Origin of the sequence: Halomonas sp. AOP27-A1-41 (assembly GCF_052378605.1) — a bacterium.
GTDB classification, from domain to species: domain Bacteria; phylum Pseudomonadota; class Gammaproteobacteria; order Pseudomonadales; family Halomonadaceae; genus Vreelandella; species Vreelandella citrativorans.
This window is the reverse complement of sequence record NZ_JBQSXT010000024.1, coordinates 31302-43551: the sequence shown is the minus strand read 5'-3', so window position 1 is coordinate 43551 and position 12250 is coordinate 31302. Positions and strand designations below refer to the sequence as shown.

At 55.1% G+C, this 12250-nt stretch carries 9 protein-coding genes and 1 tRNA gene; 6 read left to right on the top strand and 4 right to left on the bottom strand.

The genetic code is table 11. The annotated features are described in order from the left end of the window. Positions 1-139 precede the first annotated feature (139 nt). Positions 140-216, bottom strand: a tRNA-Met gene (locus ACT3TC_RS14425). 275 nt (positions 217-491) lie between these two features. Here ACT3TC_RS14425 and phbB point away from each other — a divergent pair. Then, positions 492-1238 (top strand): acetoacetyl-CoA reductase, encoded by a 747-nt coding sequence (gene phbB, locus ACT3TC_RS14420; RefSeq protein WP_193055168.1) that lies wholly within the window; start codon positions 492-494, stop codon positions 1236-1238. Between the two features lie 98 nt (positions 1239-1336). Here the strand turns inward: phbB and ACT3TC_RS14415 are convergent, their stop codons facing one another. Beyond that, positions 1337-4153 (bottom strand): DUF349 domain-containing protein, encoded by a 2817-nt coding sequence (locus tag ACT3TC_RS14415; RefSeq protein WP_444640491.1) that lies wholly within the window; start codon positions 4151-4153, stop codon positions 1337-1339. Between the two features lie 183 nt (positions 4154-4336). On the opposite strand from ACT3TC_RS14415, the gene minC reads away from it, so the two are divergent. From minC to sbcB, 4 genes are all read left to right on the top strand, one after another. Beyond that, the gene (gene minC / locus ACT3TC_RS14410; RefSeq protein WP_444640489.1) at positions 4337-5089 is read left to right on the top strand and encodes a septum site-determining protein MinC; all 753 of its coding nucleotides are present in this window, start codon (positions 4337-4339) and stop codon (positions 5087-5089) included. Positions 5090-5237: 148 nt separating this feature from the next. Continuing rightward, positions 5238-6056: a septum site-determining protein MinD gene (minD, locus tag ACT3TC_RS14405; RefSeq protein ID WP_444640487.1), complete on the top strand. Its 819-nt coding sequence runs from the start codon at positions 5238-5240 to the stop codon at positions 6054-6056. Further along, complete coding sequence (gene minE / locus ACT3TC_RS14400) at positions 6053-6304, top strand: cell division topological specificity factor MinE (protein ID WP_018918334.1); 252 nt, start codon at positions 6053-6055, stop codon at positions 6302-6304. The genes minD and minE overlap by 4 nt, the downstream gene beginning before the upstream one ends. 82 nt (positions 6305-6386) lie before the next feature. Next, positions 6387-7880, top strand: a complete 1494-nt coding sequence (gene sbcB / locus ACT3TC_RS14395; protein WP_444640486.1) for an exodeoxyribonuclease I — start codon at positions 6387-6389, stop codon at positions 7878-7880. Positions 7881-7893: 13 nt separating this feature from the next. Here sbcB and ACT3TC_RS14390 read toward each other — a convergent pair whose 3' ends face one another. Next, complete coding sequence (locus tag ACT3TC_RS14390; protein WP_444640484.1) at positions 7894-10734, bottom strand: insulinase family protein; 2841 nt, start codon at positions 10732-10734, stop codon at positions 7894-7896. Beyond that, on the bottom strand, positions 10734-11420 hold the full coding sequence (locus ACT3TC_RS14385; RefSeq protein WP_444640482.1) for an SOS response-associated peptidase: 687 nt from the start codon (positions 11418-11420) through the stop codon (positions 10734-10736). Before ACT3TC_RS14385 ends, ACT3TC_RS14390 begins: the two co-directional genes overlap by 1 nt. Before the next feature lie 190 nt (positions 11421-11610). On the opposite strand from ACT3TC_RS14385, the gene ACT3TC_RS14380 reads away from it, so the two are divergent. Then, the gene (locus ACT3TC_RS14380; RefSeq protein ID WP_172118544.1) at positions 11611-12225 is read left to right on the top strand and encodes a TetR/AcrR family transcriptional regulator; all 615 of its coding nucleotides are present in this window, start codon (positions 11611-11613) and stop codon (positions 12223-12225) included. Positions 12226-12250: the final 25 nt, after the last annotated feature.

Genomic DNA, 12250 nt, shown 5'->3' with positions numbered 1-12250 from the left:
GGGTATTCGATGTCGAGCGTCGGCGTGATGCGCTCGGCATAACGGTGTGCGGTGGCGTAGTGCTGGGGAGATGCGAAGAGAGGGGAGGGTAAACGAAAAAAGGCAGATCAGTAAGTAACTGATCTGCCTTTTAAAATATTGGTAGCGGGGACCGGATTTGAACCGATGACCTTCGGGTTATGAGCCCGACGAGCTACCAAGCTGCTCCACCCCGCATCAACTTGAGGCGTATTCTACGGATTTTTTGCGCCACGTCAACCCTTTGTAGAAAACACAGCACAAAAGGCTGATATTCATCGTACTGCAATATGCAAAGAGTAAAGCTATGCTTCCCATGGTCCCAATAAAAAGCTTACTGTCGGTAGGCCGCCTGACAATAAAATCGGTGGCGTGCTGTTGGTGATACAAGCGCTTGACGCTTATTCGAAATGGTTTACGAACCATAACAGTACTTAGCGTCCAAGCCATTTGTCATATCAGGGAGGTAGTCAATGGCCAATCAAGCCCCCGTCGCCTGGGTAACTGGTGGAACTGGTGGAATCGGCACGGCAATTTGTCGTTCGTTGGCAGATGCGGGTTATAGGGTAGTGGCAGGGTATAACAATCCCGAAAAAGCCAAAACCTGGCTGGACACCCAGCAAGCTGCCGGTTATCAGAGTATTACAACACTCGGGGTCGACCTGTCTGACCATAACGCATGCCTGGATGCTGCGCGTGAGATCCACGAACAGTACGGTCCAATTAGCGTGCTGGTAAACTGTGCTGGTATTACCCGCGACGGCACGATGAAAAAAATGGCCTACGAACAGTGGTATCAGGTCATCGATACCAACCTTAATAGCGTCTTTAATACGTGCCGCAGCGTGATCGAGATGATGCTCGAAAATGGCTATGGCCGAATTATTAATATCTCCTCCATCAATGGCCGTAAAGGGCAGTTTGGTCAGGTTAATTACGCTGCCGCTAAAGCCGGTATGCACGGTTTAACCATGTCGCTGGCGCAGGAAACGGCCACCAAAGGCATTACGGTAAATACCGTATCGCCTGGCTATATTGCCACCGACATGATTATGAAAATTCCGGAGCCTGTGCGTGAAGCCATTCGTGAAACGATTCCGGTGAAACGCTACGGTACGCCGGAAGAGATTGGTCGCTTGGTGACGTTCCTTGCCGATAAAGAGTCTGGTTTTATTACCGGCGCTAACATCGATATTAACGGTGGGCAGTTTATGGGCTAGGCCACCACGCCTAAACGACGGCTTATCCCTCACAAGGGAGCATGCAAAGCGGGAGGCGAATCGCCTCCCGCTTTGTTGTTGTCGCATTGATGGGGCGATCAAGGGGGCGGGATATGCCCCAGGTCGCGCAATAAGCTATCCAGTTCCCTGGCTTCTTTTTCCCACTGCGCAATCGATACCGGGCCAAGCGCTAATAGCGCGGCTAAGACATCGATAATTTCTTCTTCGCGACTACGCTCTTGGCGAATACCTTCATTCAAGCGCTCTACCTGGATCGCCAGGCGCAAAGGCTCGTCGCTTTGTCGGATGCTGCCGCTGGTTAATAAAGACAGATGCACCCGCAGCCGAGAAATGGCGTCTGCCCGTGCTGCCTCATCGTCCAGCGACAAAGGGAGTGGCGTGGATTGACGCTGGTGATTACGCGTCTGATGCGCCTCTGCAAATACGCTGGGAAGTGGCGTGCTGATGATATCGTCAGCGTTAATAATTTCTGCGGCACCGCCGTCCAAATAGCGCTGATCGGCGGACAAGTGCGCGTTAACGAGCGGTAAAATAAGCTGCCATTGCTGAACGGTATCTGCAATCTTCAGACGACTCAAACGCTCGCGCTTGGCACGCACAATACCGCTTAGGCGACGCTGCATGCCTTCGCTACGCCGGTTTCGCGGCAGTGGCTCAAGCTGGCTGACCTGGTTCAAAAAGTCGTCCAGCGTGCTGGTTTCATGGGCGGTAGTGGGTTGCCAGCTGTCCATTTGATCGATAAGTATTTGCATGGCTTCAAGCTGCTGTTGCTGATGGGCAGCCTGCTCACTCTTGTGGGCTTCGCGCTGAGCAAACAGCTGATCGCACTCGTGCCGGAACGCCTTCCAAAGGGTTTGTTCCGCCCCTTTGGGTGCGCGCCCTAACTGACGCCAGTGCTGCTGTAGTTGCTTGGTTTGTGTAATACGTTGAGCCAAAGGCTGCTGCTGGTCGTGACGAAGCGCCCGCACTTCGTCAATGAGCGCCTGCTTTTGAGAGGCGATCTGCTCGGCCCGCTGATCAATTAATGTTTGCAACTGATGGCGGATTTTCCCAAACCGCTGACCAACAGCCTCAGAGCGCTCGCGAGGCACCGGCGAGTAGTGACGCCATTGATGGCGTGCCTTGTCGCGAATTTCACGTAGTACATCCGGGTCAGCGTCCTCCGCTGGCTGGGCGAGCAGTATTTCAAGCTGTTCACACAGCTGCTCGCGGGCCTGCAGGTTCGCTTCACGCTCTTGGCCTAGTTGGTCGCGCCATGGGGCTAGCCGCTCATGGATGCGGTCAGATGCGGCACGAAAGCGCGCGGACTGTTCGCGATTGGCGGCGGCATCGCCCAGCGACTTCCACTCTTTCACTAGCTGGCGGTGGTGGCGGTCAAGCGCGGTTTCCGCCATGTGCGGGTCGTTGGCCAGTGCTTCAATGCTTGAGCATAACTGCTCGCGCTTGGGCCCTGCGACAAAGCCGCGCCAATCGCGTAGCTCGGCAAGGCGCGCGCCGGACTGCTTTAAGCGTGCCTTCAGCGGCTTGGCTTCCGCCATTTGCAGGGCTTCGATTTGCGGCTTTAAGCGCTGGTGAAGATGGCTGGCACTTTTGAAGGCGCCACGCTCAAGCAGGTGCTCAAAGCTATCGAGCTCTGCTTCATAAGTGCTTAATGAAACCGAGGCGTGTGGGCTAGCTGCCGGTGTGTGTGGCTCGCTGGCAAGTGTTGCTTGAGCGCGCTGTATCAACGCGGGCGGCGTAAATGCTTTTGGCCAGTCGCATTCGTTAAGCAGGCGACGCATGGCGTGGTGGTCATTATCCGCAAGCGCTTTCTCAAGCACAACGCTGACATCTTGCCAGCGCTGCCAGGCATCCAGACACTGCTCATATTGAATAATGGCTTGCGTGTAGCGTTGGCTTGCAGGTTCGCTGGGCGAGTGTACGTCCGAGAGTACTTGCCAGCGTTGGCTGAAAAGTTGGCGTTGGGCACGCAGGCTGTCAATATCCTGGACGGTCAGCTCGGTAGCATGATGAAGGCTTTCAAGCGTCTCCTCTAGCCCATCAAGCAGCTGATCACGTGTCTGATCCGCTTCCTCTCGGCGGGCAAGGCTCTGCTGGCGAGCCTGCTCCTGCGTTTCATGGTCGTGAAGCGTTTTACGACAGCTCAGCATGGCTTGATGAAAGCGCTGCTCTTGCTCGGCGCTGGGCGGGGGCGTCAGGTTCTTCCATTCGCGCTCTAAATGGCGAAAGCGACCGCCATATAGCGGCTCCCAAGGCGCGCGAGCCTGCTGTTCCATCTGGTGAAGAAGGTGCTCCAGCTGCTGCTGTTGGCGAGCCAGCCATTCGGCATCGGTTCGCTGCTGGCCGAGTTTTTCGCGGGCAAGGCGAGTTACATAACGATCACGTCGCGCATCTTTAAGCAGGCGCTTTAGGCCCTCTTCTGTCTCAATACGCTTGGCGGCGCGATGACGAACAGCCGCGACACCGTTTTGGCACGCTTGCTTAATCAAGTCGTCTTCACTGGTTAGCCGGGCAAGAGCGGTCAGGCGCAGATCAAGGTTGTCGCCTTGTAAGGCAATCACGTTTAAAAGCCGCGGCTCGTCCAGCCCTTCCACCAGGGCTTGGCGTTGTTGCAGTTCGGTACTGCCTTCAAGACCGCTAAGCCGCTGGCTCACGGCATTGAACCATGCCTCTTGCTGGCTGTGGTCAGGGTAAGCCGCCACCAATCCTTCGACTTCATCCAGCGCGAGCAGTGCCGCCAAGCGGATACTGCTGTCAGTATCGTGCGCGAGTGCTTGCAGCGCTTCGCGCTGTTCAGCCTGGTGGGGGGCAAGTCGAGAGAGGGCCTGTCGGCGTACCTCGGGGTCGGGGTGTTGCCAACGAGGAGCGAACAGGCGTCTTAACAGTCCGTGCATGGATCATCCTGCGTAGAGGTGCGTAGCATGAAAAAAATTAGCCATTATTGAACAGCGGTTGCAGTCACCGGCGCTGTCGCTTAGCTTTGCCTTACTAGGGTGTGATAGAAATTGATTCTTCACACCCAAAGGCGCCAAATTGCGCTACCTTTATCTTACCTGAACATGACATGGAGTTCGGCTATGAGCCTCAACGCCGATAGTGCCAACGTGGCGTTTACCTTTAAAGGCGGCATGCTGCCGATGACCGTCATGGAATTAAGTAGCGCTGACCCTGAGCATATCCGGCGGCAGCTGGCCGGTAAACTATCTCAATCTCCGGCATTCTTTCAGCATACACCGGTTGTGCTTAGCGTGGAAAAGCTTGATGAACCACACTTGGCCCTGGAGCGGATATGCGCCGTTTGCCGAGATCATAAACTTTTGCCGGTAGCCGTACGCGGCGGCTCAGAGCCGGTACGTCAATCGGCCTGGGCATTGGGGCTTGGCTGGTTTGCACCTACAGAGGAGACGCGTGCTCGAGCACTGGAGAGCGTCAGCAGCAAAGAGGAAACCTCAAAAAACAATGCCCCTGACGACGACCGTATTGAGGCACAGGCCAAGAGTGCGGCAACACGACTTTATCGCGGCACTGTTCGTTCTGGACAGCAAGTCAGCGCACCGGATGGGGATCTGATCGTAATTGGTGCCGTCAATGCGGGTGCAGAAGTATTAGCAGCTGGTAGTATTCATATTTACGGTGCTCTGCGGGGGCGGGCGCTGGCCGGTATTCATGGTAATACTCAAGCCGGTATTTACTGCCGCGAGCTTGAGGCTGAGCTGCTTTCGGTGGCTGGGAATTACAAACGCCTCGAAGATGTTGACCCCCGGCTTTTGGGCTGCGCTGCAGAAGTTCATTTTATAAAAGAGCAGCTTGAAATTAAGCCGTTGGGTTGATGCTTTCAACGCAGCGTGCATCCATGCTTAATGCTTAGCGACGCTGCCTTGCCTATCCGTTACAGTAGGGCTTTTGTGACATTGACGTTTCCGTTATTCGTTCAGCGTCATGCGCTCGCGATGAACGACTTCAAGAAGGAAGTGAATCTTGGCTAAAATTATTGTTGTGACCTCAGGTAAAGGGGGGGTCGGTAAAACCACTAGCGCTGCAGCAATCTCAACAGGTCTGGCCCTACGTGGTAAAAAAACCGTGGTCATTGATTTTGATGTAGGGCTTCGAAATCTTGACCTGATTATGGGATGCGAGCGTCGTGTAGTGTATGACCTTGTAAATGTTATACAGGGCGAAGCTGGCCTTAACCAAGCGTTGATCCGTGATAAGCGCGTTGAAAATCTGTATATCCTGCCCGCTTCACAAACCCGGGACAAAGATGCGCTAACCCAAGAAGGGGTAGCGGAGGTGCTGGAAAAGCTTCGAGAAGAATTTGACTTTATTATCTGTGACTCGCCTGCCGGTATTGAGCGTGGTGCGCAGCTTGCCATGTATTTTGCCGACGAAGCGATTGTGGTCACCAACCCAGAGGTCTCGTCAGTACGCGATTCTGACCGTATTTTGGGCCTTTTGGCATCAAAAACCCGGCGTGCTGAGCAGGGTGGTGATCCGATTAAAGAGCATCTGCTCGTTACTCGCTATAACCCTGAACGGGTGACCTCCGGGGATATGCTTACCCTTGAGGATATTCGTGAAATTCTGGCCATTCACTTACTGGGCCTGATTCCTGAGTCCGAAGCTGTGCTTCGCGCCTCGAACCAGGGGGTGCCGGTCACTCACGATGCATCAAGTGATGCAGGTCAGGCGTATACGGATACCGTTTCACGCCTGATGGGTGAGGAGATTCCGTTACGTTTTCATGAGGTGCAGCGCAAAAGTCTGCTTAGCCGTATGTTTGGAGGTAACCGTCGATGAAACTCTTGGAATTCTTGAAGCGTGAGCGCAAGAAATCCGCCTCGGTGGCCAAAGAACGGTTACAAATCATCGTGGCGCATCAGCGAAGCCAGCGTGGTCAGCCTGACTACATGCCGCTACTTGAGCGCGAACTGCTCGAAGTTATTCGTCGCTATGTACATGTTGACGACAATGCCATTCAGATTTCGCTGGATAGCGAAGATAACTGCTCAGTACTTGAGCTGAATGTGACGTTGCCCAAAAGCTGACAAGACAGGAGGGTAACAGGCGGCGAGAAAGGCGCTGGGTGTGCTAGGCTAGGGTTTTTGCTGCCTTGCGGAGTGCTTGTTCATGGCGCCACCTAATGCCGCCCCTGCCAGTTTTTTGTGGCATGACTATGAAACATTCGGGGCCGATCCGCGTCGAGATCGGCCCGCTCAATTTGCTGCTCTGCGTACCGATGCGGACTTAAACGAGATCGGTGAGCCTATCGAGCTCTACTGCAAGCCAGCAGACGATTACCTGCCTCATCCTGCTGCGTGTTTGATTACCGGGATTACCCCACAAAAAGCGCGACGTCACGGTCTGCCTGAAGCGCAGTTTGCCAGTGAAGTGCAGCGCCACATGAGCGAGCCGGGCACCTGTGTTGCAGGATACAACAGCTTGCGCTTTGATGATGAAGTGTCTCGTCACCTGTTCTATCGCAACCTGATCGACCCCTACGCCCGCGAATGGCAAAACGGTAACTCCCGTTGGGATTTAATTGATGTGGTGCGCGCATTTTACGCGCTACGCCCGGACGGCATTGAGTGGCCGCTACGTGAAGATGGTGCGCCAAGCTTTAAGCTTGAGCATTTAACCAAAGCCAACGGGATTGAGCATGAAGGTGCGCATGATGCGGTGGCCGACGTTCGGGCAACCATTGCCCTGGCGCGACTGCTAAAAACGCGTAACCCTAAGCTCTTCGATTACTTGCTTGGCCTGCGCGGCAAGCGCGCGGTTGCCCAGCAGCTTGACCTGCCTAATGCCAAGCCACTTTTGCACATTTCCCGCCGCTACCCGGCCAGCCGTGGTTGCAGCGCCCTGGTAATGCCGTTAGCTGAGCACCCTACCAACCCTAATGGGATGATCGTGTACGACCTGAGTGTTGATCCAAGCGATTTCCTTACGCTTTCGCCTGAGCAAATACGCGAGCGCGTCTTTGTCAGTCAGCAGGATTTAGCAGAAGGTGAGGCGCGTATTCCACTCAAGGTCATTCATATCAACCGTTGCCCGGTGATCTTTCCGTCGAGCGTGCTCAAGGACATAGAGGGGCCGCAAAAAGGAGCGTATGGCGCGATTGTTGAGCGCCTTGGGTTGGATATTGCAACGTGCCGTCAGCACTGGAAAACCTTGCGCAGCGCCCAAGGGGTGATGCCTAAAGTGGCCGAGGTCTTTAAGACCAACTTTGATGACGCACCCCACGACCCTGACATGATGCTTTATTCCGGCAGCTTCTTTTCCGCCGCCGACCGGCAGCAGATGGAGCAGGTGCGTAAGATGGAACCCTGGGATCTGGTAGGGCAGCGGTTTGCCTTTCAGGACCCGCGCCTTGAGGAGATGCTGTTTCGCTATCGGGCGCGTAGCTACCCTGACACGCTGGAAGGTGACGAGCGCGAGCAGTGGGAGGCGTTTCGCTGGATGCGTATTAATGATCCGGCGATGTCCGGCTTTACGCTTAAGGCCTTTGCTCGGGAGATCGAGCGCTACAATCAGCAGCCGCTCAGCGAGCGTGAGCGGCAGATCCTTGAAGAACTGGTGATGTTTGTCGAGGCCATGATGCCCGCCCAGGCGTTCGATGCCTGAGCGGCACATTCATTTACGGAGTGTTGCGCTTGGCAAACGGCGTTAGCGCTTCGCGGTAAGGCATTACATCGCTGGGCTCATCACCCGGGTTGAAGCGTATATCAAGCTGGTGGCCAAGTAGCTCTGGCCATGCAGCTTGAATATCCGCAGCGCTAACCTCAAGTGCCAGGTTGGCCAGCTCTTCACGACGGTCAAAGCGGATCTCATCCAGCGCGGTGGCCTGCCAGTAACGGTTGGCCATGCCCGCAAGGCTGGTATCACGCTCGCTCAGACTGGCATGGACCGCTTTGCGATAGGCGTCGAGTTCAGCATCGTCGAGTTGCTTAAGTGCTTCGCCAGCGTCAGCTAAAAAGGCATCCATGTGCGCAGCGACCGTTTCGCTGTCCACATCCGGCGATTGAACGAGTAGTGCAATGCCAGGTGCCTCAAGCAGGGGTGAATAACCCGCGTTCACAATATAGCCCAGCTGTTCTTCCGTGCGCAGCTGTTGATAAAAGGGCGTCTCCAGCCACTGGGCAATCACACTAATGGTTGCTTGTTCTTTAGGGCTTTGGTCGCGCCCTTGTAAGTAACGCAGCACCAGGGACTCGTCGCGGGTGCTGTGCGGGTGCAGTACGCTGGAAGTCGTGTCAATAGCCAGCGGGCTAAGCGTTGGAATATCTTCTCGCGTCAAGCCTGGGCGCAGTTTGCTGCGCACCCGCTCGGCTTGCTCCTGGGCGAGTGCTTCATCCAGGTTGCCAATCGCCATGGCGTCGATATAGAGCCCGCCCAGAAAGCGCTTACGGAAGTTCTCAAGATGCTGCTGGTCAAGGCGCTGACTGGCGTCAAGTAGTTCGGCTGTCGACCAGCGTGGGGTCAACAGGGCTTCACCCAGCGTGCGGCTTGCCTGGCCATAAAGCGATGATTGCGGCGCATTAACCAGCTCTCTCTGCAGCTGATATTGCACGCGATCAAAGGCGCCTTCGCTAATCTCAGCCGTTTTAAGCTGATCAATGGCTTGCTCAATAAGCGGTGTCTGGCCATCACGCCAACCGGAAAATGATAGCGTCATCCCACGTGCGTGCGGGTAGGCGCTAAACGACTGACCGGCCATCCATGCGGGATAAAGTGATTCATTCAAGCTGTCGTTTAGCCACCCAGCCAGCAACTGCGTCAGTACGACCTCTTCGGCCGAATAGCTGGCGTCGGGATACTGCAAACTGACCCGCCACTCAACGCTTGGTGTATTAAAGCGTGAGTCCTGCATGTGCCAAACCTTAAAGAATGGCGTGTCGATCATTAGGCTTGGGTGCTCGTCCTGGCCTTCAATAAGGGCAAGGTCGCTGGCAATAAAGGGGTTGGGTTCAGGCAGAGCTAAACCCTCAAGCGCGAGACCTTCTTGAACAGGCGGTTGTTCTCGCCACTGGGTCGAGAACCAGGGCGAAACCGTGTCACTTTCCACCTCGGGCGCAGAGTAAAAGCGCAGCATGTTGTCCGGCGTTAACGCAGCCAGATACGCTTGCTGGCGCTCAGTGTCCGGTGCATCCATGCGATACGCGGCATACTGCACATCCTCAACCGGGTAGCGAGACAAATTCATGGCGAGCTGAGTAGCTTCCTGCTGGGGTGCGCCGTGCTGTTGAAAACGAAATGCCTGCTCGCTCAAATCGCGCAGTTCAGTATAGCGCCAGTCAGCCAATCCATCGTCACGCAGCTGATCAATGGCGGCAAATAGCGTAGCCTGGATATCATCAAGCCGCTCGGCACCGGCGGGCGTCAAGCTAATGGAAACCGTAAACAGGGCGTCCTGACCATCACCGCGCTGAACACCTGCGGACAGGCCGTCGGCCAAACCTGCATTACGCAGTACCGCCAAAAGGCTGCCGTCCCCTTCATCGCCCAACAAATGCGACATTAAATGAGTGGGTTTTGCGTGGTACTCATTTTCGGGATCAGGGATGGGGAAGTAAAAACGCAGCTGGCGGCGATCTTGCAGTGACTGACGCTCAACGTAGCGTGGCAGGGTATCGGTATCTACCAGCGGTGCATCAATCGTAGGAACGCTCAGGCCATTGTCAGGAATATCCGCAAAACGCTCCACCACCCACTCTTCGAGTGTATCAAGCGGCTGAGGGGCTACGACGGCCAGGTTCATTACGTTGGCATCGTAATGTTGGTGATAAAAATCGATGGCACGTTCGCGTAGCGTCGCTTCTCCCGCCGGCGGGCTGGCTAACGTCTCGCGGCTGCCAACGGCAAATCCTGTGGTGGCATTGTCAGGGTTGAGTAATTGATTAAGCACGTCGTTTTCGCGTCGGGACTCATCGCGAATTCTTGCCATGTACTCAGAATGAACGATATTGCGCTCGCTCTCTAAGTGGTCGGCATTAAACAGCGGTGACAGGAAAAACTCGCTAAAGCGATCAAGCGCTTCCGGCAGAGCGGAGGGCTCGATATCAAAAAAATAGTTGGTATCTTGCTGAGCGGTAAAGGCGTTATGGGAGCCCGCGTGGTCAGAAATAAAGCGCTGATAGGCGTCTGGAGCGGGATACGCCTCGGTACCCAGGAACAGCATGTGTTCAAGGAAATGGGCAAGCCCTTGCAGATCATCAGGATCCTGGGCGCTACCGACTCGTACGTTCATGGATGCAGCGGCTTTATCGGCGTCAGGATCGCTGACCAATAGTGCTTGTAGACCATTTTCAAGCGTCAGCACGCGATAGTCGCGACTGTCAAAGGGGCTGGCAATCGGGATGACAGTGTCTTCTATCGGATCATCACCAGCGGCCAGCACGCCGGGGGAAAACCATACGGTGCTGAGCACCGCTGCCAGTACAACGCGCGAATAAAATAGTCTACTTTTCGGTCGTAACATTACGGCTCCTGTGGGACGGTCCATTGCAGCATTGGCCCAACCGGGTGGGCACAAGCGGCTGATTGATAGGCAGGATTGTTGACATGCTTGGATACTGGAAATGCACCTAATAGTTCCAAGGGTGCGGGTGTTAATAACGCTTTAACGGTTTCCAAAGGGCTATCGGGATCAAGCCATGTGGTCAACGCATGCGGAGGAATGACCACCGGCAATCGGTCGCTAAGCGGTGCCAGGCATGCGTTGGCCGGTACGCTAATCAGTGCTGTTGAGTCAGTAAACGCGGTAAGTGTTGTATGGTAGCGGCACCATAACGCACCGAGCAGTAAGGGCGCGCGCCTAACCTCTGTGACCAGATAAGGCTGTTTGTGTCGCGGCAGTGCTTTCCAGACGTAAAAACCGCTGACAGGAATCACGCAGCGGCGAGCCTGAAACGCTTCATGGAACATGGCTTTTGAACTGAGTGTCTCAGCTCTAGCGCAGTGTGGAGCGTGATCCAGCACCGTTAACCACGGGGGGGTTAACCCCCAAAAAACTGATTCGAGCTGCAATTCACCCTGGGCTAAACGAATAGCCGAAACGGGTTGGCGGGGTGCCAGATTGGGGGATTCCACCAGCGCGGATGTCGCCTTGAGTGAGGGCAGAAGACGCTTGAGCGGTAAGTTGTGTACATGTAGGCGTCCGGTCATGCCAGTCTCCTTAAGCAGAATCGGCTCAATCATGTCATGGGAGAGATTACAGATGCACAAGAATGCGCTAAATGTGGCGTTTTAGTGTCGAAAACAGTGTTCGATATAAGGTATCCTATATCACCCCTTGCTCACGCTAAAGCGCTGTGAGGCATTCTTTCTTGTTATTCGTTGACCTGAAGAGATCGCCATGGCCCGTCCTAGACAGCATGCGCCCGATGCCCTCCATGCGCAGGTCATGAAAGCTTGTGATGATTGGTTGGCTGTACAGTCAGTCCACGATTTATCCCTGCGTGCCCTGGCTAGAGAGGTTGGTTGCGCGCCCAGTACGCTGCTTAAACTTTACGGCAGCTTTAACAACTTATTGCAGCACGTTAACGTCGAAACGTTGGCGGGCTTGAAGCAGACCATTACGTCATTATCGGCAGACGCGCCAGAACCTTGGCTGCGTGCGCTGGCGCATGCGTACTGGCACTTCGCCGAGCAAGACTGCTACCGCTGGAAGCTGCTGTTTGATTATCCTTTGGCGCAAGAAGGGGAGCTTGATCAGCGTCAAAGCCATCTCATTGAAGCGCTGTTTACTCAGGTGGAATCCGCCCTCAAAGAGTACCAGCCCACGCTTGACGATCTCGAAGCTCGGCGGCTGGGGCGCACGCTATGGGGCAGCGTACATGGGCTGGTACAGCTGGGCTTAAATGAACGCTTGGGGTATTGGCAAGGCCAGCAGCTTAAAGTGGATGAACTGCTGGATCAGTTGGTCAGTACGGTGCTGGCAGGGCTTCGACGCCGGGAGCCGGCGTCGTGAGATGGTGGGTCAATGCTGTCCGCCA

Bases quoted from the DNA above. Each gene is read 5' to 3' on its own strand.
- sbcB (WP_444640486.1), top strand. From the start codon at position 6,387: ATGGCGCCACCTAATGCCGCCCCTGCCAGTTTTTTGTGGCATGACTAT.
- minC (WP_444640489.1), top strand. From the start codon at position 4,337: ATGAGCCTCAACGCCGATAGTGCCAACGTGGCGTTTACCTTTAAAGGC.
- ACT3TC_RS14415 (WP_444640491.1), bottom strand. From the start codon at position 4,153: ATGCACGGACTGTTAAGACGCCTGTTCGCTCCTCGTTGGCAACACCCC.
- ACT3TC_RS14380 (WP_172118544.1), top strand. From the start codon at position 11,611: ATGGCCCGTCCTAGACAGCATGCGCCCGATGCCCTCCATGCGCAGGTC.
- minE (WP_018918334.1), top strand. From the start codon at position 6,053: ATGAAACTCTTGGAATTCTTGAAGCGTGAGCGCAAGAAATCCGCCTCG.
- ACT3TC_RS14390 (WP_444640484.1), bottom strand. From the start codon at position 10,734: ATGTTACGACCGAAAAGTAGACTATTTTATTCGCGCGTTGTACTGGCA.
- ACT3TC_RS14385 (WP_444640482.1), bottom strand. From the start codon at position 11,420: ATGACCGGACGCCTACATGTACACAACTTACCGCTCAAGCGTCTTCTG.
- phbB (WP_193055168.1), top strand. From the start codon at position 492: ATGGCCAATCAAGCCCCCGTCGCCTGGGTAACTGGTGGAACTGGTGGA.